A 20,102-nucleotide genomic window follows, 5' to 3' on the forward strand; every position below is an offset into this window, starting at 1 on the left:
CTTTCTTGTACGTCGTCATATAAGTGATGTGATTTTGCGCATCGCCCATCGGCGTTGTCAATAGCAATCCCTTGGGGGGATACCCTTGGCTATTGCCTTGATAGGACAAGGGTTAAAGGCAGTTTTCGACGATGTGGCGGGGCATCGCAGGTTGCGTGAAGTGCCCTCAACGTCGGGTTGACGGCGGGCGTGCTGAAACCCTTGTCATCGTATCTCTTCATGTGCACATGGAGGGCGACATTGCGGGACACCGGGGCAAGGTCGCCGCATTGCACAGTGGCACGGCTCTATAATCTCGCATCGCCGCAAACGCAGATCGATCGTCCATGACAAAGAGAAAACCGCTCGTGCTGCCCGCTGACGCCCGTTTTAGAGAGGCGCGATGACGCTCTCCGCGACGGCCCTCGACGAACTCGACCGCAATCTGCTCGCGCTGCTGCGCGTGAATGCCCGTGAAAGCACGGCGAATCTGGCGCGACGTCTCGGCGTGGCGCGCACCACCGTGGTTGCCCGGCTCGGGCGGCTGGAGCAGGCAGGCGTCATCGCCGGTTACACGGTGCGCTTGGGGCAGGACGCCATTGGCGGCGGGCTGCAAGCCTGCGTGAGCATCAGCGTCCAGCCGCGCTCGGGGCGCGATGTGCTGCGACGTCTCAACAAGATGCCCGAGATCCATCTGCTGTGTTCGGTGAGCGGCGAGTTCGACTATGTGGCATGGCTGCATGCCGCGTCGGCTGATCAGCTCGATGCCTTGCTCGATATCATTGGCGAGATCGACGGCGTGACCCGGACCACGACGTCGGTGGTGCTTGCCCGCAAGATCGACCGGGGCGGGGTGCTGCCCTGAACGGCTTCCGTCCCTAATTCTTTACTAACAATCGACGGTTATGGTGTCGGCCGCGTGGCAGATCGACGTGGTCATGGCGCGTCACTGAGCGTTAGGTAATTTTCCGTAACCGGATGCTAAGAATCGCCGGGCACCCCCGCCGGGGCTCATGCAACCCTCAAAATTCCCATTTCCCCTCGTGTTTCCTTGACATCGCCGGTTTGTCGGCGTGTGGCGATAGTGCTAAACTTATTGAGAATTGTTTGCATTAACTTCTCGACCAAACATTGGAGTGTGTATGCGCGTGAAATCCCTCGTGGCAGCGGTGCTGCTTGCCGGTGCGGCCACCATGGCTCAGGCCGCTGAATTCCCGATCGGCAAACCGCTCAATACAGCGGGTATGGAAATCAACACCGTGTACCTCCAGCCGATCACGATGGAGCCGGCCGGCATGATGCGCGACGCCGCGAAGTCGGACATCCACCTGGAAGCCGATATTCACGCGATCAAGAACAACCCGAACGGTTACGCAGAAGGCGACTGGATTCCGGGTCTGGAAATCACGTACAAGCTTCAGAAGATGAAGGCGGACGGCAAGACGCCGGACGGCGCAGCGGTCGAAGGCCTGATGATGCCGATGGTCGCGAGCGACGGTCCGCACTATGGCGATAACGTCAAGCTGACGGGCATCGGCAAGTATCAACTGACGATGGTCGTGAACGCACCGGGCACGCTGCAAGAGTTCGGTTGCAAGATGGGCGGCACGCCGGCAGCCGGCGCGCACGCAGCGCATGGCGGCATGGGCCCGTGGTGCTTCGGCCGTCACGTCGACAAGGAAACCGGCGTGGGTCCGTGGTTCAAGCCGATCACGAAGACGGTCGATTTCACGTTCTCGGGTATCGGCAAGAAGGGCGGCTACTAAGCCGGGATAACCTGATGCAGCGTTGGTCAGCCGACCAGCGCTGTTTTCATTTGGAGCAGAAGGATGAATCAGCGCATCGCGCGCCTGTTGGCCACGATGGCGGCCGTGGTGGTGACCTTATTCGGATTGGGTGCTGCGCAAACCGCGCGCGCCGACGACCTGCCCACCTTCAAGCTGGAAATGAACAACGGCAAACTCAACCCGGCGCGTATCGAAGTGCCGGCCGGCAAGCGCATCAAGATCGAGGTGCACAACACCGGAACGAATGCCGTCGAGTTTGAAAGTCTGCAACTGCGCAAGGAAAAGGTGCTCGCACCGGGCGCGCAGTCGTTCGTCGTGATCGCCCCGTTGCAACCGGGCGAGTACAAGTTTTTCGATGACTTCCACCAGCAGGCGCAAGGCGTGATCGTCGCCAAGTAAGCCGGACAGCGGGACGTCGTCGTTTCAGTCACACGGTAGTACACGCATTACAAAGGGAATCACACGATGGGTCAGGTCATGTTCATCGTCTGGCGCGAAAGCGTCGAGGCATTGTTGGTCGTCGGCATTCTTCACGCCTGGCTGGCCAACCCGGATCACGGTGCGAAGCGCGGCCTGCCTTACCTGTGGGCAGGTGTGGTGCTTGGCATCGCCGCAGCGGTCGGTCTGGGCGCAGCACTCGTTGGCTTCACCGAAGTGCTCTCGGGCGACGCGCAGGATTACTTCCAGACCGCCATGGTGCTCGTGGCCTGCGTGCTGATCGTGCAGATGGTCTTCTGGATGAAGCGCAATGGGCGAACGCTCAAGCGCGACATGGAGTCGTCGTTACAGAAAAATCACGATCAGGGCACATGGTGGGGCGTGCTAGTGCTGGTTGCGCTGGCGATCGCCCGCGAAGGCAGTGAAACCGCCATCTTCCTGTACGGCCTGGGCTTCGGTCAGGGCGGCAACGTGCCGATGTCGATGTGGCTCGCCGTGGCCATCGGCTTCGCGCTGGCGCTCGTCACGTTCTGGTTGCTGCAACTGGGCGGCAAGATCTTTTCGTGGCGTCTGTTCTTCCGCGTCACCGAAATCATGCTGCTGTTCCTTGCGGCCGGTTTGCTGGAGTCGGGCCTTGATCGCCTGATCTCGCTGGAGCTTGTGCCGACGTTGGTCGACCAACTGTGGGATACTTCCGCGATTCTGGATGACGCCAGCCCGTTCGGCAGCCTCGTGGCTACACTGACGGGCTACCGTGCGCATCCGTCCGGCATGAATCTGTTGGTCTATGCGGTGTATTGGCTGTTCATGTGGGTGTTGCTCAAACGGGCAGGCGCGCCGCCGGCCAAGCAGGTGAAGCCCGCCTGAGCGGTGAGCAGGTTGTGCGCACCGGGTGGCGATTCCGCCCGGTGATGCACGTAGTACACGTTGATGCAGCAACGGACTGAACGGACACGCCACACATGAGATCCGTCATTCCGCAAAGGTAATCCCCCGACGCAAGACCCGAGCAAGAGTTACGCATGAGCATCGCCATCACTGTCCCGAACCGACTGGCCCGACTGGGCCTCTTGATGCAACGCCACGGTAAGTTGATACGTGGCGTGCAGTGGGTCATCGTGCTGGTTTATGCGTTCCTGATCTGCGTGCCTGTCCTCATGCCGTTGCCTGACGAGACGGCGCACATCCTCAACAACCTCACCGTTTTCGCGCAATTCACCTTCTGGGGCATCTGGTGGCCGTTCGTGCTGCTGAGCATGGTGCTGATGGGGCGCGTGTGGTGCGGTGTTCTGTGTCCTGAAGGCACACTTTCCGAATTCGCAAGCCGACACGGCCGTGGGCGCGCGATCCCGCGCTGGATGCGCTGGGGCGGCTGGCCGTTCGTCGCCTTCGCCGGAACCACGCTGTACGGCCAGATGGTCAGCGTCTACCAGTATCCGAAGGCGGTGCTGCTGGTGCTCGGCGGCTCGACCATCGGCGCGATGGTGATCGGTTACTTCTACGGACGCGACAAGCGCGTGTGGTGCAAGTATCTGTGCCCGGTCAACGGCGTGTTTGCGCTGCTGGCGCGTCTCGCCCCGTTCCACTTCAAGGTCAACGAAGACGCCTGGCGTCAGTCGTACAACACCAAGGGTCACAAGATCATCCCGATCAACTGCGCGCCGCTCGTGCCGCTGCGCAATATGAAGGGCGGTGCGCAGTGCCACATGTGCGGCCGCTGCGCCGGGCATCGCGACGCCATCGAACTCACGGGCCGTTCACCGAGCGAAGAGATCGTGAAGTACGGCGCGACGGAGAACAACAGCATCTGGGACAGCGTGCTCGTCAACTTCGGCTTGCTCGGTGTGGCCATCGGCGCGTTCCACTGGACGGTGAACCCGTGGTTCGTCGCGACCAAGACGGAACTGGCGACGTGGCTGATCGACCGCGGCATCATGTGGCCGTTCGAGACGAATGCACCGTGGTTCGTCTTCACCAATTACCCCGAACAGAGCGACGTTTTCAGCTGGCTCGACGGCGGCATGGTCGTGACCTACATTCTCGGTAACGGTCTCGTGCTGGGGCTGGCGTTCACGCTGATCTTCGCGATTGCCAACCGGGCGATGGGCGCGTGGCAGACGTCGCGCTTCAATCATCTGGTGCAGTCGCTGATTCCGATTGCCGGTGCGGGCGTGTTCATCGGCTTGTCGGCAACGACGGTCAGTCTGCTGCGTGCCGAACATCTGCCGATCTACTGGGCAAACGACGTGCGCGCCACCATCCTCGCCGTGACCACGTTGTGGAGCCTGTGGCTGGGCTGGCGCGTGACGGGCCGTCATGCGACGTCGATGGTGCGGCGTCTGGCAGGCATGGCCGGTATCGTGGCGGCGCTCGCGCTCGTCAACTGGCTCTGGCTGCTGATGTTCTGGATCTGGTAACGCGCTGGGTTTTCGGGGGCCGGGACGTCACATTGGCGAGCCTCCGGCCCGTGGCCTACAATAGCGCCACAAGTCTTTCTGTGTGACGCCCGCCCATGTTGCTCGCTCAACGTCTTCCGCTGTATTTCCGACTCGTTCGCCTCGACAAGCCGATCGGCACCGTGCTGCTGCTCTGGCCGACGCTCTGCGCACTGTGGATCGCGTCGAACGGGCATCCCGACCCGCTGCTGCTCGTGATCTTCACGCTCGGCACGTTCCTGATGCGCTCGGCGGGTTGCGCCATCAACGATTACGCCGACCGCGACTTCGACAAGTTCGTCAAACGCACGAAAGAGCGTCCGATTACGTCGGGGCGCATCAGCGCCTGGGAAGCGGTGGCCGTGGCCGCCACGCTCGCCCTGGTGAGCTTCCTGCTGATCCTGCCGCTCAACGCCCTGACCAAGTGGCTGTCGATTCCGGCCCTGTTCGTTGCGGGCACGTACCCGTACACCAAACGCTTTTTCGCCTTGCCGCAGGCCTATCTCGGTGTGGCGTTCGGTTTCGGCATTCCGATGGCGTTTGCCGCCGTGCAGGATCAGGTACCGGTGCTCGCATGGGTGCTGCTGCTCTCGAATGTGTTCTGGTCGCTCGCTTACGACACGGAATATGCGATGGTCGATCGCGACGACGATCTGAAGATCGGCATCAAGACGTCGGCGATCACGTTCGGACGCTTCGATGTGGCCGCCGTCATGCTCTGCTACGTGGGGGCGCTCGGCATTCAGGCTGGCGTGGGCGCGTACCTGGGCTTCGGCTGGCCGTTCTGGCTGGGCATGGCGGTTGCGGTTAGCTTCGCCATCTATCACTACTTCCTCATTCGCGGCCGCGAGCGCATGCCTTGCTTCGCCGCGTTCCGTCACAACAACTGGCTCGGTGCGGCGGTCTTCGCCGGTATCGCCGGGCACTATTTGCTGACGGCGCAGGGGTAAGCCCCCCGACGCGCAGAACGCGAAGGCAATCAAAAAAAGGCGGCGCTCGATGCGCCGCCTTTTTTTCATCTTCGCGCGGGAGAGCGCTCAACGTCCCCCGCGCGAGATCAACTGACTTCAGGCATCGCCCAGTTCGTCGCCAAGTTCCTTGGCGCGGGCGTTGGCGGCCTTCACGCCGCGCACGATGGCGGCCTTGATCGCGTCGTTTTCGAACGAGGTGAGTGCCGCGAAGGTCGTGCCGCCCTTGGACGTCACGCGCTCACGCAACACGCTCGCCGGCTCGGTCGAATCGGCGGCGAGTTGCGACGCACCCGTAAACGTCGCGATGGCGAGCTGACGGCCCTGTTCGGGCGTGAAGCCCAGTTCGTGCGCCGCTTGTTCCAGTGCTTCGATGAAATAGAACACGTAGGCCGGGCCGCTGCCGGAGATGGCCGTGACGGCGTCGAGCTGGCTTTCCTTGTCGACCCACACGATTTCACCGGCGGCGCTCAGCACGCTTTCCGCGCGCTTGCGCTGATCCGAATCCACGCCCGAGAGCGCAATCAGACCGGTGATGCCCTTGCCGATCAGCGCCGGCGTGTTCGGCATGCAGCGCACGATCTGGTTGTGGCCGCCGAGCCAGCGAGCCAGATCGGACGCGCGGATGCCCGCTGCGATGCTGATGACTAACTGACCGTTCAGATGCGGCTGAAGGGCTTGTGCGACATCCTTGAGTACCTGCGGCTTGACGGCGAGCACGAGCGTGTCGAAGTCGCGCAGGCGGTCGTTCGGCGCGCTGGCGGTGTCGATGCCGTGTTGCTTGACGAGACCCTCGCGAGTCGATTCGTTGACGTCGATCGCGAGAATGTCGCGCGGTGCCGTGCCGCGCTTGACGAGTCCGCCGATCAGGGCGTTGGCCATGTTGCCGCCGCCGATGAATGCAATTCTCATAACCATCCTTTGCGTTGCGTGTGTTGTTGCGTATTACGTTGCTGCTGCGTTCGCGCTGCGCGATCAGGCCCGTGAGCCGTAATCGCGTGCGCCGAAAATCGCGGTGCCGATGCGCACCATTGTCGCACCCTCGGCCACGGCCGCTTCGAGGTCGCCTGACATGCCCATCGAGAGCGTGTCGAGCGCCAGACCGTCTGCGCGCAGGGCGTCGAAGAGTTCGCGCACGGCCTTGAATGGCTCGCGCTGACGCGACGGATCGTCTTCCGGTTCCGGAATCGCCATCAGGCCGCGCAGCGTCAGATTCGGCAGTGCCGCGATGGCGCGCGCGACAGCGGGCACCTCGTCGGGCGTCACGCCGCTCTTGCTGGCTTCGCCGCTGATGTTGACCTGAAGACAGATCTGCAATGGCGGCAGATCCGCCGGGCGTTGTGCGCTCAGGCGCTCGGCAATCTTAAGCCGGTCGACGGAGTGAACCCAATCGAAATGCTCCGCCACCGGACGCGTCTTGTTGCTTTGCAGCGGCCCGATGAAATGCCATTCCAGCGGTTCGCCGTCGACACGCTCGCTGGCGGTCGCCGCGATCTTGTCGAGCGCCTCCTGCACGTAGTTCTCACCGAACGCCCGCTGGCCGGCGATGACCGCTTCGCGCACGGCATCCGCGCCGAACGTCTTGGAGACAGCGAGCAGACACACGCTGCCTGCCGGTCGTCCGGCATCGGCGGTCGCGCGGGAAATCCGGGAAAGGACGTCGTCGAGATGTGCAGCGATGGTCGACATAAGGCAGGTTCGGCGGGTTCGGCAGATTCAGCAAATTCGGCGTTGAGCGAACGATTATAGCCGTGCACGCACCCGAGGTGCTACCGGGCAAATAACTAGGTGCTACCCGTGGCGTGCGTCCGACAAAAGCGCGAGGCAGGCGGGCCGTACGCCCGCCGGACCGGCGTTGTGGCAGACTGCGCGGTGCCAATATTCAAAGGGAGACGCCGATGAGCGCCCAACCGCAGCGCGTGTACGATTTTTCCGTCCAGACGCTCGCCGGCGAGTCCGTGAGCCTGTCGCAATATCGCGGCAAGGTCCTGCTGATCGTGAATACGGCCAGCGAATGCGGCTTTACGCCGCAGTACGCGGGCCTTCAGACGCTCTACGAGCAACTCGGCCCGCGTGGCTTCGAGGTGCTGGCGTTCCCGTGCAACCAGTTCGGCAAACAGGAGCCCGGCGACGCGCAAGCGATCCGTAGCTTCTGCGATCTGCGCTTTCATGTGAGCTTTCCGATGTTTGCCAAGATCGACGTCAAAGGCCCCGAGGCTGCGCCGCTCTACGACTTTCTGACGCAGGAAAAGCGCGGCGTGCTCGGGACGAAGGCGATCAAGTGGAATTTCACCAAGTTTCTCGTGGACGCGTCGGGCAACGTGATCGCGCGCTATGCACCGACCGCAAAGCCCGAAGCGATTCGTGCCGACATCGAGAAACTGCTGCCGGCCTGAGCCGACGTTCGACTGACTTTCGCTGACGTTGCGCCGACTCGGGTGGAGTTTGGTCGCCGATGCTGCCTTCGTTGGCGAATGGCCGCGCGCTTCCCGTGGATTTACCGGAAATGGAGCCCGAACCGCCAGAACAGGCGTTCGAGACGTCCTGGCGATTGCCGTCCCGGCACAACGCCGGACGGTGAAGCCGCCACTTCCTCCCGGCACGCGATACGCGCGCCAGCGTCGCTCGCGAGCGTGATCCAACCCCCCGTTTCCGTGACGTAGACGTGACCGGCCGTCAGCGCGATGTCGGTGCGCCAGGCACTGGCGGCCAGCCAGCGCGACGCGGGCGTAAGCACCACGCGCCCTTGCCCGACGTGGAGCACCGTGCCCTGGCTGACGTACCCGTGAAACGACTGGCCGGGTGCGAGCGAGACGTCGGTGAGCAGGGTAGGCTGATGCGTAACAGCGGGCTTGGCCATGATGGACTCCGGTGCAGTGATCTGATGACTACAGCGTATCGGCCACGCGTCGGCCCCGGTAGGCACACAGTCACGCTGTTTCGCCCGTAACAGATGGGCGCGCGGCAATCTGTTACGATCCGAAATCAGCAAATCTGTATCTGTTCTGGTGATGCCCGATGCCGGATCATCTGCGCATGGACGCCGCCCTCTCAAACACCGCCGACCCCTCTGTCTCAGACGAGACACCCGCCATGTCTTTGACGTCAGTCGCCCCGAAATCCGGCCTGATGCCCGCGTCGGCACCTGAATCGACGACGCCTTCTGCCGCCGCCGAAGAGCGCACGCCGCTCTACCGCCAGTTGGCCGATCACTATCGTCACGCCATCGAAGCGGGCACGCTCGCCCCGGGCGCGCGCATGCCCAGCGTACGCGCGCTCATGGAGCGTCATCAGATCAGCCTGTCGACGGCGTTGCAGACGTGTCGTCACCTCGAAGCGCAGGGCCTGCTCGAAGCGCGTCCGCGCTCGGGCTACTTCGTGCGCACGCCCGCGCGAGCCAGTGTCGTGCCGGTGGCCGAACCGCGTCCGTGGGTGCCAGACCTGATGCAGTACGTGGGGATCAATCAGCGTGTGTCGTCGATCCTCGCGCGGGGGCTTCAGGCGGACGTCAAAGTGAATCTCGCCGTTGCGCACGGCTCGCCGTCTCTGTATCCGGTCAACGAACTGCGGCAGGCGACCATGCGGGCGCTGCGCGATCACCCGCTGCTCTACGGCACCCCGCCGCCAGGCGGCGGCGAAGCGCGTTTCCGCTCGGCGATTGCCCGTCGTGCGCTCGAAGCGCGCATGAACATCAATCCGGAGGAAATCGTCGTCACGCACGGTTGTATCGAGGCGATCAACCTCGCACTGCGTGCCGTGGCGAGTGCCGGTGACGTCGTGGCGGTCGAATCGCCCACGTACTACGCGCTGTTGCAGACGCTGGAGAGCATGGGCATCCGGGTGCTGGAAATTCCGACGAGTCCGCAAACCGGGATTTCGCTCGATGCGCTGGAGCTGGCCAGTCAGACCTACGACAACATCAAAGCCGTGATTGTCGTGCCGCATTTCCAGAACCCGCTCGGTTCCGTGATGCCGGACGCGAACAAGGCGCAACTGGTGAAGTGGGCTGAGTCGCACAGTATCGCCATCATCGAAGACGACACTTACTCGTCGCTGGGTGACGACGGCAACATTCCCGCCGCGATTCGGTCATGGGACACGACGGGCAACGTGATTCACTGCGCGTCGCTGCACAAGACGCTCGCGCCCGGCATGCGTCTGGGCTGGATCGCGGGCGGTAAATGGCAGGGGCGGGTGGAGATGCTGAAGTACGCGCAGACGCGTCCGAACGAAGCGCTGGCACAGATCGCGATGGGCGAGTTCATGGATTCGCCGCGCTTCGACCGGCATTTGCGACGCCTGCGTGTGCAGTTGCGCGAGCACCGCGGGGCGATGGCGGAAGCGATTGCCACGTATTTCCCGGCGGGTACGCGTTTGACGCAACCCGCCGGCGGCCTGAGTCTGTGGGTGGAAATGCCGGGGAGCGTGAGTTCCGAAAAGTTGTTCGACGCGGCGCTGGCGAAAGGCATTCGCGTCGCACCGGGCAGCCTCTTTTCCAACTCGTCGCGCTACGACAACTTCCTGCGCATCAACGGCGGACAACCCTTCACGCGCGACGTCGACCGCGCCGTGCGTACGCTGGCGTCCGAAGTCATTCGACTGCTGGACGCCACCGGCTGATGCGACCGAACGACTGAGCCTGTCAGAACTCCGGGTACATCCGTCCCGGATTGAAGATGCCAGCGGGATCGAACACGGCTTTCAGATTCCGATGGATACGCATGACCGGCGCGGGCAGCGGCGTGAAGACACTCACCCCCGGCTCGCCGTAGCGGAACAGCGTGGCGTGTCCGCCATCCTGACGCGCGGCCGAGCGCACGATTTGCGCGTCGGCGTCCGTAATCCACCAGCGCTGCGCGCCGCCCCACTCGATGAGTTGCTTGCCCGGCAGACGGTGCGGTTCCGCTGTCGACGGCACCGCCAGACGCCACAACGCCTGTCCCGGCCCGGCATCGGCAAAGAAGTTGTCGGTCTGCTCGCGAATGGCGTGCCAGAACTTGGCGGCGTGAATGGCGTCGACCAGCTCACCCCCCATCTTCACGCGCGCCGCCTTGATCGCGGCCGATGCCCCCGCCAGACGAATCACCAGCAGATCGCTGCGCCACGCGCTGCCCGTAATCGGCAGCGGCTGGCCGCCCCATTCGTTGAGCTTGCGCACTGCGTCGATGGCGTTCATCTCGAATTGCAGCGTGAGTTCCGCGAACGGCTGCGGCAACACCTTCAGCGACACTTCCAGAATCAGGCCCAGTGTGCCGAGGGAGCCGGCGAGCATGCGTGAGACGTCGTAACCGGCGACGTTCTTCATGACCTGTCCGCCGAAATTCAGCACGTGTCCGCGACCGTCCATCAGCTTGGCACCGAGCACGAAATCGCGCACCGACCCGACAGCGCTGCGGCGCGGCCCCGCAAGTCCGGCGGCGACCGCCCCGCCAATGGTCGCGCCGGGTCCGAAGTAGGGCGGCTCGAACGGCAGCAACTGATTCCGCTCGGCAAGCGCGGTCTCGATCTCGGCCAGCGAGGTGCCGCACCGTGCGGTGATGACCAGCTCGGCCGGGTCGTACGCGACGATACCGGTGTAAGCACGCGTGTCGAGCACTTCCCCCACGCGCTGCTGGCCGTACCAGGCTTTGGTGCCGCCGCCGCGCAGCTGGAGCGGTGCGCGGCGTGCGGTGGCGTGTTCGATGACGGCGCGGAATTGCTCGATGGTGTCGGTCGTGTCGGTCATCAGCTCGGTTCGGGCGGCGGGGTGGAGTCGGTCTGGTAGGGCCCGAGTTTGCTGCCGCAATGCTTGCAGAAGCGCGCGTCGGGGTCGTGTCCTTCGGTCTGGCACTGACCGCAGGTGCGTGTGGTCACGGTCTTGCGGCGCATGGCCGAGTGAATCTCGGCGCCCATAATGCCGGTGGGAATCGCGATCACGCTGTAGCCGAGCAGCATCACGAAGCCGGTGATCGCCTTGCCCAGCCCGGTGACGGGCACGACGTCGCCGTAGCCGGTCGTCGTCAATGTCACGATGGCCCAGTAGATGCCGACCGGGATGCTGGTAAAGCCGTGCTCAGGCCCTTCGATGATGTGCATGAGCGTGCCGAAGATCACCACGATGATCGAGATGAACCCGAGAAACACGAGAATCTTGCGACGCGCGTTGTACAGCGCAATGCTCAGCACGCCCGCCTCGTTCACGTAGGCCGTGAGCTTCAGAATCCGGAAGGCGCGCATCAGCCGCAGCAGACGCACATCGATCAGCCCATGCAGCTCCGGCACCAGAATCGCGAGATAGGTCGGCAGGATGGCGAGCAGATCGATAAGACCGTAGAACGACAGCGCATAGCGCATCGGCCGGTGCGCGCTGAGCAGTCGCGCAATGTATTCGGCCGTGAAGAGCAGCGTGAAGAACCATTCGAGAATGGCCATCGGCAGCGGCATCGTGGCCTGCACCGCCGGTACGCTGGACACCACCACCGTAAGCACCGACAGCACGATGGCGATCAGCAGGGCGATGTCGAACAGCCGGCCTTCGCGCGTGTCGGCTTCGAAAATGATGATGTAAAGACGCTGCCGCCAATCGTGCGGCAGCCACTCCGACAGCGCACGCATGTCAGAACCTCGGCAGATCGGGGTGCGGCAGCAGACCACCGCGCACGTGCTGCTTGCCATATTCGGCACAGCGCGCGCGCGTGGGAATCCCTTTGTCCGGATTGAGCAGCCCGACCGGATCGAACGCACGCTTCACGCCGAAGAACGCGTCGCGTTCCTGCGCCGAGAATTGCACGCACATCGAGTTGATCTTCTCGATGCCCACGCCGTGTTCGCCCGTGATCGTGCCGCCGAGTTCGACGCACGCCTCGAGAATGTCGCAGCCGAACGCTTCGGCGCGATGCCATTCGTCCAGATCGTTGCCGTTGAAAAGAATGAGTGGATGCATATTGCCGTCTCCCGCGTGAAAGACGTTAATACAGCGCAACCCATATTGTTGTTCCAAACCTTCGATGCGTTTGAGTAATGTCCCAATCGCGCGGCGTGGAATCGTGCCGTCCATGCAGTAATAGTCCGGCGAGATGCGTCCGGCGGCGGGGAAGGCGTTCTTGCGCCCCGACCAGAAACGCAGACGTTCTTCCTCGCTGCGCGAAATCTGCAAACGTGTCGCGCCCGAAGTGCGCAGCACGTGCGAGATGCGCAGGATCTCTTCGGTGACTTCTTCCGGCGTGCCGTCCGATTCGCAAAGCAGGATCGCGGCGGCATCCAGGTCGTACCCCGCGTGGACGAATTCCTCGACGGCCTGCGTGGCCGGCTTGTCCATCATCTCCAGGCCAGCAGGAATGATGCCCGCAGCGATGATCGCGGCGACGGCGTTGCCACCGGTTTCCACGTCGTCGAAGCTTGCCATGATGACCTGCGCCGTTTGGGCTTTGGGTATCAGCTTCACGGTGATCTCGGTCACGACGCCGAACATGCCTTCGCTGCCGATGAAGACCGAGAGCAGATCGAGTCCGGGCGCGTCGGGGCCGAGCGAGCCGAATTCGATGGCTTCTCCCGACATGGTGATGGCGCGCACCCGCAGCACGTTATGCACCGTCAGACCGTACTTCAGGCAGTGCACGCCGCCGGAGTTTTCCGCCACGTTGCCGCCGATGGTGCAGGCGATCTGCGACGACGGATCGGGCGCGTAATACAGCCCGTAGGGCGCAGCGGCTTCCGAGATCGCGAGATTACGAACGCCCGGCTGCACCGTTGCCGTGCGGGCATACGGATCGACTTCGACGATTTTCTTGAACTTCGCGAGCGAGAGCACCAGGCCGTCAGAGATCGGCATCGCACCGCCGGACAGACTGGTGCCTGCGCCGCGCGGCACCACCGGAATACCGAGCTGATGGCACGCCTGCAAAATGCGCTGCACCTGCGATTCGGACTCCGGCAACACGACCGCGAGCGGCACGCGGCGATACGCGGCGAGGCCGTCGCACTCGTAAGGCGTGGTGTCCTCGCGGCGATGGAGGATGCAATGTGGCGGCAGGATTCTGGCGAGCGCGTCGAGCAACTGACGCTGGCGTGCTGCCAGCGCTTCGGCGTCGACAGGCGCGATGCCCGCCGGCGTTTCACCGGACGGGTTGGGCTGGCCTTGCGGGGTCACGGGCGCGTTCATGCGGCGCTCAGCCCGCAGCACGCAACCGGAAAATCTTGCCCGGATTCAGTAGATTCTGCGGATCGAGCGAGGTCTTGATCGCGCGCATGACATCGATGGCGTCTTCGCCATGTTCCGTCACGAGGAAGCCCATCTTGTGCAGGCCGACGCCATGTTCGCCGGTGCAGGTGCCGCCCATGCGAATGGCGCGCTCGACAATGCGTTGATTCAGGCGCTCGGCTTCTTCGATGTCTGCCGGTTTGTCCGGATCGATGAGAATTGCGACGTGGAAATTACCGTCGCCCACGTGGCCCACGATCGGGCACGTCAGGTAGGAGCCTTTCAGGTCTTCTTCCGTTTCGCCCACGCACTCGGCCAGACGCGAGATCGGCACGCAGACGTCGGTCGTGACCGCGCGGCTACCCGGCTGAAGCTGGAGCATCGCGAAGTAGGCGCTGTGACGCGCACTCCACAGACGGTTACGGTCTTCGGTGCGCGTGGCCCATTCGAAACCGGTGCCGCCGTTGTCCTTGGCCAGTTCCTCGACCGTCTGCGCCTGTTCCTGCACGCCGGCTTCGCTGCCGTGGAATTCGAAGAAGAGCGTCTGCGTTTCCGGCAGCTCCAGCTTGGAGTGCTTGTTGATGGCACGCACAGCCAGCGCATCGACGAATTCGACGCGTGCGACCGGCACCCCCAACTGAATCGTTTGGATGGTGCAGTTCACGGCGTCCGTCATGCTCGGGAACGAGCAGATCGCCGCCGAGACCGCTTCGGGCTGCGGATACAGTCGCACCGTCGCCTCGGTGATGATGCCCAGCGTGCCTTCGCTGCCGACGAACAGGCGCGTGAGGTCGTAGCCGGCCGACGACTTGCGTGCGCGCGTGCCGGTGTGGATGATGCGGCCGTCGGCGAGCACCACGGTCAGGGCCAGCACGTTCTCGCGCATCGTGCCGTAGCGCACAGCGTTGGTGCCCGAGGCACGCGTGGCACACATGCCGCCGATGCTGGCGTCTGCGCCCGGATCGATCGGGAAGAACAGGCCCGTGTCGCGCAGCGCTTCGTTCAAAGCCTTGCGCGAAATGCCGGGCTGCGTGGTGACGGTCAGGTCTTCGGCGTTGATCGAGACGATCTGGTTCATCTCCGACAGATCGAGCGACAAACCGCCTTCGACCGCGAGCAGATGACCTTCGAGCGACGAACCCGCGCCGTAGGGGATGATGGGGACGTTGTGCTTCGCGCAGAGTTTGACGATCTGCGAGACCTCTTCCGTGCTGTGTGCGAAGGCGACGGCATCGGGCAACATGGGGTCAAACGGCGATTCGTCCCGGCCGTGATGTTCGCGCAGCGCTTCCTTGGTGCTCACGCGCTCGCCCAGCAGGGCTTGCAACTCGGTGAGCAGGGCGTCGGGGAACGGACGCTTCGCGGCGAACGGCAGATGGGGATGATTCACGGCTTTCTCCTTCGGGTCTCCGGGCCGCCGTCGCCGGTGGGCGTTGGCGGACACCATATCGGGCGGGGTCTCGGGCGCGCGGTGCACACCCTGACACCTCATGAGCGGGGATTTTACGCTGTGACGGCGTTTTTCCCCACACTTTGCGTCATATCATACGGACTTGCCGTGTATCAGCGCCATCGGAATTGCCTGAAAAATAGGCAGGCGATGGCAGGACGGTCAATTTCAATCAAAAAGGCAGGTCGTCCGGTGCCCGAACAGGGGCCGGCGGGCAAGATGTGCCGCAAGGGGTAGGTGTCAGAAGATGGGGAATCGTTTGAGCAAGATCGTCACGCGTACCGGTGACGGTGGCAAGACCGGGCTGGGCGACGGCGCACGCGTCGACAAGTTCAGCCTGCGCATCGTCGCCATTGGCGAGATCGATGAGACCAATTCGCACATCGGCGTGTTGCTGTGCGAGGACCTGCCGCAGGACGTGCGGGCCATGCTGCTCGATATTCAGCACGATCTGTTCGATCTCGGCGGCGAACTGAGCATGCCCCGTCACACGTTGCTGACGGACGCTCAGGTGGCGAAGCTCGACGAGTGGCTCGCGCATTACAACGCCGATCTGCCGAGCCTGAAGGAATTCATTCTGCCGGGCGGCACGCGTGCCGCAGCGCTCGCGCATGTGGTGCGTGCGGTGGCGCGTCGTGCCGAGCGGGCGATGGTGGCGCTGGGCGCAGACGAGACGGTCGCCCCCGCGCCGCGTCAATACGTCAATCGCTTGTCGGACCTGATGTTCGTGCTCGCCCGTGTGCTCAATCGCGCAGGCGGTGGCAGCGACGTGCTCTGGCAGCGCGACCGCACGATGGGCGAAGCAGAGTAAGAGCGTAGGGCAATCGCGTCTTTGCCGACACGCGCAGGATGCAAAAAGGGCGGCCGATGTTGCGTCGGCCGCCCTTTGCTTGCTTACGTCGTCGCTAACTGATGTCGATCAGTTACCCGCGCCGCGTGCCACGCGGCGGGCGCGCACGGCGTCGGCCAGCGTGTCGAGCACCTTCAGGCTGTCTTCCCAGTTGATGCAGGCGTCGGTAATGCTCTGACCGTAGGTCAGTTCCTTGCCCGGCACATGGTCCTGACGGCCAGCCACGAGGTGCGACTCGACCATCACGCCGATGATGCGGTCGTCGCCACCGGCGATCTGACGGGCGATGTCGTCGCACACCGGGATCTGGTTCGCGTGGTTCTTCTGGCTGTTGGCGTGCGATGCGTCGATCATCACGCGCGCGGCCAGACCCTGCTTGGCAATGTCGTCGCAGGCGGTCTGCACGCTGGCGGCGTCGTAGTTCGGCGTTTTGCCGCCGCGCAGAATCAGGTGGCAGTCTTCATTGCCTGCGGTCGATACGATGGCAGAGTGGCCGCCCTTCGTCACCGACAGGAAATGGTGCGGCTGCGATGCAGCCTTGATGGCGTCCACGGCGATCTTCACGTTACCGTCGGTGCCGTTCTTGAAGCCGACCGGGCACGACAGGCCCGACGCGAGTTCGCGGTGCACCTGCGATTCCGTGGTGCGTGCGCCGATGGCACCCCACGACACGAGATCGGCGATGTACTGCGGGCTGATCATGTCGAGGTATTCCGTGCCGGCAGGCAGGCCCATCTCGTTGATCTGGGCGAGCAGTTCGCGCGCCAGACGCAGACCGTCGTTGATCTTGAAGCTGTTGTCCATGTGCGGGTCGTTGATCAGACCCTTCCAGCCCACCGTCGTGCGCGGCTTCTCGAAGTACACGCGCATCACGATTTCCAGCTCGCCCTTCAGACGTTCGCGCTGCTCGACCAGACGCGCCGCGTATTCCAGCGCAGCCTTCGGGTCGTGAATCGAACACGGTCCGATGATGACGACCAGACGGTCTTCCATGCCGTGCAGCACGCGATGAATGGCACCACGCGAGCGATGGATGAGATCCGCGCTCTTTTCCGAGCACGGGTATTCGCGGATCAGGTGCGCCGGGGGCGTCAGTTCCTTGAGTTCGCGAATACGGACATCATCGGTGTTGTGGGGAGGCATGTTTTTTCTCCTGGGCAGTTCGGACTGCGGTTCGTTTCTCGGGATTCGGGTCAAAAAAAAACCGCCAGACTCGCTGGCGGTTTTTCAGGATTCGTTCGGTGCTTACTGCTGCAACTGTCCCTCTCCATCCGCCAGCGGTGTGAGATACGCAAAAAAGTAAAAGTAAAACTTATTGGCGGTCATGAAGGATGTCTTGGACATTGCTTTGCAGGCGGTTTGCCGTGCACAGAAACAACTTTATACGCCTAATCGAATGACGCTGCAACCGCATGGAGCCGCTGATCGACGGGAAAACGCGCGGAATTTCCGTGTTTTCGTGATGCGATTTGCGTCAATAAATCGTGTTTTTCTGAAAACATGCGAAAACGCCCGGTTTGACCCGGGCGCTTTGCTAAGCTTTACGCATTTTTTGCGGTGCGCAAACTGTGTCGATCAGGCCGTACCGCCGACCGTCATGTTTTCCATGCGCAGCGTCGGCTGACCCACGCCCACCGGCACGCTCTGGCCTTCCTTGCCGCACACGCCCACGCCCGAGTCCAGCGCCATGTCGTTGCCGATCATCGTCACGTCCTTGAGCGATTCCGGGCCGTTGCCGATGAGCGTCGCGCCCTTGACCGGGTACGTGATCTTGCCGTCTTCGATCATGTACGCCTCGGACATCGAGAACACGAACTTGCCGTTGGTGATGTCGACCTGACCGCCGCCGAAGTTCACGGCATACAGCCCGCGCTTGACCGACTTGATGATCTCCTCGGGGTCTTTGTCACCGCCGAGCATGTACGTGTTGGTCATGCGCGGCATCGGCAGCGCCGCGTACGACTCGCGACGGCCGTTGCCCGTGACCGGCATCTTCATCAGGCGCGCATTCAGGCTGTCCTGCATGTAGCCCTTCAGAATGCCGTCTTCGATGAGGGTGGTGCACTGCGTCGGGTTGCCTTCGTCGTCGATGTTCAGCGAGCCGCGGCGGTTCGACAGCGTGCCGTCATCCACCACGGTGACGCCCTTGGCCGCCACGCGCTCGCCCAGACGGCCTGAAAACGCCGACGAGCCCTTACGGTTGAAGTCGCCTTCCAGGCCGTGGCCGACGGCTTCGTGCAGCAGCACGCCGGGCCAGCCCGGGCCGAGCACGACGGTCATCGCGCCGGCCGGTGCCGGGCGCGCGTCGAGCTTGACGATGGCGCCGTCCACCGCTTCCTTGACGTACTTTTCGAGCAGATCGTCGGTGAAGTAGGCGTAGTCGAGACGCGCACCGCCGCCGCTGTTACCGATTTCGCGACGACCGTTGGATTCGACGATGACGGTGACGGACACGCGCACGAGCGGGCGCACGTCGGCGGCGATCACGCCGTCGCTGCGGGCCACGAGCACGACGTCGTACTCACCGGCCAGACCGGCCATGACCTGCGACACACGCGGATCGCGCGCACGGGCGAGCTTCTCGATACGTTCGAGCAGCGCGACCTTGCCATTGGCGTCGAGTGAGGCGAGCGGATCGGACGGCAGATACAGCCCGTGGCCGGTGGCGCTGGCCAGCTTGCTGCCGACCTTCACGCGCCCGCGTCCGGCCGTGGCGATGCTGCGCGTGGCCGCTGCGGCGTCCTTGAGCGCGATCTCGGAGATGTCGTCCGAGTAGGCGAACGCGGTGCGGTCGCCCACGATGGCGCGCACGCCCACGCCCTGATCGATCGAGAACGAACCCGATTTGACGATGCCTTCCTCCAGGCTCCACGCCTCGCTGCGGGTGTACTGGAAGTACAGATCGGCGTAGTCCACGCGATGCGTGAAGATGTCGCCGAGCGCGCGTTGCAGATGGCTTTCGTCGAGGCCGTACGGCGTGAGCAGCAGCTCGCGGGCCGTGGCCAGGTTCTGGATGCCGGTGTCGATGATTTTCATGCGGTGTCAGGCCAAGGAAATGTATTCGGTAGATGAGGGCGAATTCGTCGAAGTCAACATGGCGAAATCAACGCGGCGCGGGGCGCAGGTGCGGGACATATCGGTCAGCCCTGCAGCACGCGGTGACGCCAGGCGGGCAGACTCTGGCGAACGCCGGCCAGCCGGGCCGGATCGATCTCGCCCACGACCACGCCAGCGCCTTCCGCTTCGCGTTGGGCGACGATTTCGCCCCACGGGTCGATCAGCATGGAATGCCCCCAGGTGCGCCGCCCGTTCTCGTGGTGCCCGCCCTGTGCGGACGCCAGCACGTAGCACTGGTTCTCGACGGCCCGCGCGCGCAGCAGCAATTCCCAGTGCGCGCGGCCCGTGGTGTAGGTAAAGGCGGCGGGTACGACCATGAGCGTACAGTCGCCCATCGCCCGGTACAACTCGGGAAAACGCAGGTCGTAGCAGACCGACAGGCCCACACGCCCAAACGGTGCTTCAAACGTGCGTACGGCGTCGCCGGGGCGAATGGTGCGGGCTTCGTCATAGGCTTCCTCGCCTTTGACGAAGTTGAACAGGTGGATCTTGTCGTAGCGCGCGGCGGGTGCGCCGTCCGGTGCGAAGACCAGCGTCGTGTTGAGCACGCGCTCGGGCTCCGGTGCGGCCAGCGGCAGGGTGCCACCGATCAGCCAGACACCATAGCGGCGCGCCGTTTCCGCCAGAAAGTCCTGAATCGGACCGCTGCCGGGCGTTTCGCGTAGCGCGAGCTTGTCGGTGTCGCGCTGTCCCATGTAGCAGAAGTACTCCGGCAGCAGCACCAGCTCGGCCCCGGCGTCTGCGGCCTCGGCCACCAGACGGGCCGCTTCACGCAGGTTTCGGTCGACGTCGGGCGCGCTCACCATCTGCGCGGCAGCCACACGAACGGGCGCGGTGGACGTGACAGTGGGAGCGGGCTGGGCGGTTGACTTCGTATCGGGACTCGTCATGGATCGCTG

Annotated in this window: 19 protein-coding genes; 9 read left to right on the top strand and 10 right to left on the bottom strand. The window is 63.6% G+C overall.

Going from position 1 to position 20,102, the window contains the following annotated elements; genetic code table 11:
- Nucleotides 1–382: 382 nt before the first annotated feature.
- The 6 genes from PAQ31011_RS12835 to ubiA all read left to right on the top strand — a co-directional run bounded on the left by PAQ31011_RS12835 (nucleotide 383) and on the right by ubiA (nucleotide 5,589).
- Nucleotides 383–844: an Lrp/AsnC family transcriptional regulator gene (locus PAQ31011_RS12835; protein ID WP_039401071.1), complete on the top strand. Its 462-nt coding sequence runs from the start codon at nucleotides 383–385 to the stop codon at nucleotides 842–844.
- Nucleotides 845–1,121: 277 nt separating this feature from the next.
- A complete protein-coding gene (locus PAQ31011_RS12840) occupies nucleotides 1,122–1,745 on the top strand; it encodes an iron transporter (RefSeq protein WP_046293028.1) in 624 nt (207 codons plus the stop codon).
- A gap of 96 nt (nucleotides 1,746–1,841) precedes the next feature.
- Nucleotides 1,842–2,165, top strand: a complete 324-nt coding sequence (locus PAQ31011_RS12845) for a cupredoxin domain-containing protein (protein ID WP_150576456.1) — start codon at nucleotides 1,842–1,844, stop codon at nucleotides 2,163–2,165.
- A gap of 66 nt (nucleotides 2,166–2,231) precedes the next feature.
- Complete coding sequence (locus tag PAQ31011_RS12850) at nucleotides 2,232–3,071, top strand: FTR1 family iron permease (protein WP_150576178.1); 840 nt, start codon at nucleotides 2,232–2,234, stop codon at nucleotides 3,069–3,071.
- 155 nt (nucleotides 3,072–3,226) lie between these two features.
- A complete protein-coding gene (locus tag PAQ31011_RS12855) occupies nucleotides 3,227–4,621 on the top strand; it encodes a 4Fe-4S binding protein (RefSeq protein WP_174990096.1) in 1,395 nt (464 codons plus the stop codon).
- A gap of 95 nt (nucleotides 4,622–4,716) precedes the next feature.
- Nucleotides 4,717–5,589, top strand: a complete 873-nt coding sequence (gene ubiA, locus PAQ31011_RS12860; RefSeq protein WP_150576179.1) for a 4-hydroxybenzoate octaprenyltransferase — start codon at nucleotides 4,717–4,719, stop codon at nucleotides 5,587–5,589.
- Between the two features lie 117 nt (nucleotides 5,590–5,706).
- Here ubiA and proC read toward each other — a convergent pair whose 3' ends face one another.
- Nucleotides 5,707–6,519 carry a pyrroline-5-carboxylate reductase gene (gene proC / locus PAQ31011_RS12865; RefSeq protein ID WP_046293025.1) on the bottom strand — a complete coding sequence of 271 codons (813 nt, stop codon included), beginning with the start codon at nucleotides 6,517–6,519 and terminating at the stop codon, nucleotides 5,707–5,709.
- Nucleotides 6,520–6,582: 63 nt separating this feature from the next.
- Nucleotides 6,583–7,296 (bottom strand): YggS family pyridoxal phosphate-dependent enzyme, encoded by a 714-nt coding sequence (locus tag PAQ31011_RS12870; protein ID WP_150576180.1) that lies wholly within the window; start codon nucleotides 7,294–7,296, stop codon nucleotides 6,583–6,585.
- A gap of 209 nt (nucleotides 7,297–7,505) precedes the next feature.
- On the opposite strand from PAQ31011_RS12870, the gene PAQ31011_RS12875 reads away from it, so the two are divergent.
- Nucleotides 7,506–8,003, top strand: coding sequence for a glutathione peroxidase (locus PAQ31011_RS12875; protein ID WP_150576181.1), 498 nt, complete (start codon nucleotides 7,506–7,508; stop codon nucleotides 8,001–8,003).
- A gap of 101 nt (nucleotides 8,004–8,104) precedes the next feature.
- On the opposite strand, the gene PAQ31011_RS12880 is transcribed toward PAQ31011_RS12875, so the two are convergent.
- Nucleotides 8,105–8,467: a hypothetical protein gene (locus tag PAQ31011_RS12880; protein WP_150576182.1), complete on the bottom strand. Its 363-nt coding sequence runs from the start codon at nucleotides 8,465–8,467 to the stop codon at nucleotides 8,105–8,107.
- A gap of 269 nt (nucleotides 8,468–8,736) precedes the next feature.
- Between PAQ31011_RS12880 and PAQ31011_RS12885 the strand changes: the two genes are divergently transcribed.
- Complete coding sequence (locus PAQ31011_RS12885; protein ID WP_150576458.1) at nucleotides 8,737–10,227, top strand: aminotransferase-like domain-containing protein; 1,491 nt, start codon at nucleotides 8,737–8,739, stop codon at nucleotides 10,225–10,227.
- A 22-nt stretch (nucleotides 10,228–10,249) separates the two neighbouring features.
- On the opposite strand, the gene glcE is transcribed toward PAQ31011_RS12885, so the two are convergent.
- From glcE to PAQ31011_RS12905, 4 genes are read right to left on the bottom strand one after another with little or no spacing between them, the layout of a single operon-like run.
- A complete protein-coding gene (gene glcE / locus PAQ31011_RS12890) occupies nucleotides 10,250–11,332 on the bottom strand; it encodes a glycolate oxidase subunit GlcE (RefSeq protein ID WP_150576183.1) in 1,083 nt (360 codons plus the stop codon).
- On the bottom strand, nucleotides 11,332–12,201 hold the full coding sequence (locus tag PAQ31011_RS12895) for an ion transporter (protein WP_150576184.1): 870 nt from the start codon (nucleotides 12,199–12,201) through the stop codon (nucleotides 11,332–11,334). The genes glcE and PAQ31011_RS12895 overlap by 1 nt, the downstream gene beginning before the upstream one ends.
- 1 nt (nucleotide 12,202) lies before the next feature.
- On the bottom strand, nucleotides 12,203–13,747 hold the full coding sequence (locus tag PAQ31011_RS12900) for an FAD-linked oxidase C-terminal domain-containing protein (protein ID WP_246179538.1): 1,545 nt from the start codon (nucleotides 13,745–13,747) through the stop codon (nucleotides 12,203–12,205).
- Between the two features lie 7 nt (nucleotides 13,748–13,754).
- Complete coding sequence (locus PAQ31011_RS12905; RefSeq protein WP_150576185.1) at nucleotides 13,755–15,176, bottom strand: FAD-binding oxidoreductase; 1,422 nt, start codon at nucleotides 15,174–15,176, stop codon at nucleotides 13,755–13,757.
- A 307-nt stretch (nucleotides 15,177–15,483) separates the two neighbouring features.
- Here PAQ31011_RS12905 and PAQ31011_RS12910 point away from each other — a divergent pair, with 307 nt between their 5' ends.
- Nucleotides 15,484–16,047 (top strand): cob(I)yrinic acid a,c-diamide adenosyltransferase, encoded by a 564-nt coding sequence (locus PAQ31011_RS12910; protein WP_150576186.1) that lies wholly within the window; start codon nucleotides 15,484–15,486, stop codon nucleotides 16,045–16,047.
- Between the two features lie 108 nt (nucleotides 16,048–16,155).
- On the opposite strand, the gene aroG is transcribed toward PAQ31011_RS12910, so the two are convergent.
- The 3 genes from aroG to PAQ31011_RS12925 all read right to left on the bottom strand — a co-directional run bounded on the left by aroG (nucleotide 16,156) and on the right by PAQ31011_RS12925 (nucleotide 20,093).
- Nucleotides 16,156–17,229 carry a 3-deoxy-7-phosphoheptulonate synthase AroG gene (aroG, locus tag PAQ31011_RS12915; RefSeq protein ID WP_150576187.1) on the bottom strand — a complete coding sequence of 358 codons (1,074 nt, stop codon included), beginning with the start codon at nucleotides 17,227–17,229 and terminating at the stop codon, nucleotides 16,156–16,158.
- 432 nt (nucleotides 17,230–17,661) lie between these two features.
- Nucleotides 17,662–19,122, bottom strand: a complete 1,461-nt coding sequence (gene tldD / locus PAQ31011_RS12920) for a metalloprotease TldD (protein WP_150576188.1) — start codon at nucleotides 19,120–19,122, stop codon at nucleotides 17,662–17,664.
- A gap of 104 nt (nucleotides 19,123–19,226) precedes the next feature.
- Nucleotides 19,227–20,093: a carbon-nitrogen hydrolase family protein gene (locus PAQ31011_RS12925; RefSeq protein ID WP_150576189.1), complete on the bottom strand. Its 867-nt coding sequence runs from the start codon at nucleotides 20,091–20,093 to the stop codon at nucleotides 19,227–19,229.
- Nucleotides 20,094–20,102: the final 9 nt, after the last annotated feature.

The organism is Pandoraea aquatica (assembly GCF_902459565.1).
Taxonomy (GTDB): Bacteria; Pseudomonadota; Gammaproteobacteria; order Burkholderiales; family Burkholderiaceae; genus Pandoraea; species Pandoraea aquatica.

Excerpts from the sequence above, each read along its gene's own strand:
- PAQ31011_RS12840 (WP_046293028.1), top strand. The coding sequence starts at position 1,122 with ATGCGCGTGAAATCCCTCGTGGCAGCGGTGCTGCTTGCCGGTGCGGCC.
- PAQ31011_RS12880 (WP_150576182.1), bottom strand. The coding sequence starts at position 8,467 with ATGGCCAAGCCCGCTGTTACGCATCAGCCTACCCTGCTCACCGACGTC.
- aroG (WP_150576187.1), bottom strand. The coding sequence starts at position 17,229 with ATGCCTCCCCACAACACCGATGATGTCCGTATTCGCGAACTCAAGGAA.
- tldD (WP_150576188.1), bottom strand. The coding sequence starts at position 19,122 with ATGAAAATCATCGACACCGGCATCCAGAACCTGGCCACGGCCCGCGAG.
- PAQ31011_RS12925 (WP_150576189.1), bottom strand. The coding sequence starts at position 20,093 with ATGACGAGTCCCGATACGAAGTCAACCGCCCAGCCCGCTCCCACTGTC.
- PAQ31011_RS12845 (WP_150576456.1), top strand. The coding sequence starts at position 1,842 with ATGGCGGCCGTGGTGGTGACCTTATTCGGATTGGGTGCTGCGCAAACC.
- PAQ31011_RS12870 (WP_150576180.1), bottom strand. The coding sequence starts at position 7,296 with ATGTCGACCATCGCTGCACATCTCGACGACGTCCTTTCCCGGATTTCC.
- PAQ31011_RS12885 (WP_150576458.1), top strand. The coding sequence starts at position 8,737 with ATGCCCGCGTCGGCACCTGAATCGACGACGCCTTCTGCCGCCGCCGAA.
- proC (WP_046293025.1), bottom strand. The coding sequence starts at position 6,519 with ATGAGAATTGCATTCATCGGCGGCGGCAACATGGCCAACGCCCTGATC.
- PAQ31011_RS12850 (WP_150576178.1), top strand. The coding sequence starts at position 2,232 with ATGGGTCAGGTCATGTTCATCGTCTGGCGCGAAAGCGTCGAGGCATTG.
- PAQ31011_RS12835 (WP_039401071.1), top strand. The coding sequence starts at position 383 with ATGACGCTCTCCGCGACGGCCCTCGACGAACTCGACCGCAATCTGCTC.
- PAQ31011_RS12895 (WP_150576184.1), bottom strand. The coding sequence starts at position 12,201 with ATGCGTGCGCTGTCGGAGTGGCTGCCGCACGATTGGCGGCAGCGTCTT.
- ubiA (WP_150576179.1), top strand. The coding sequence starts at position 4,717 with ATGTTGCTCGCTCAACGTCTTCCGCTGTATTTCCGACTCGTTCGCCTC.
- PAQ31011_RS12910 (WP_150576186.1), top strand. The coding sequence starts at position 15,484 with ATGGGGAATCGTTTGAGCAAGATCGTCACGCGTACCGGTGACGGTGGC.
- PAQ31011_RS12875 (WP_150576181.1), top strand. The coding sequence starts at position 7,506 with ATGAGCGCCCAACCGCAGCGCGTGTACGATTTTTCCGTCCAGACGCTC.
- PAQ31011_RS12900 (WP_246179538.1), bottom strand. The coding sequence starts at position 13,747 with ATGAACGCGCCCGTGACCCCGCAAGGCCAGCCCAACCCGTCCGGTGAA.
- glcE (WP_150576183.1), bottom strand. The coding sequence starts at position 11,332 with ATGACCGACACGACCGACACCATCGAGCAATTCCGCGCCGTCATCGAA.
- PAQ31011_RS12855 (WP_174990096.1), top strand. The coding sequence starts at position 3,227 with ATGAGCATCGCCATCACTGTCCCGAACCGACTGGCCCGACTGGGCCTC.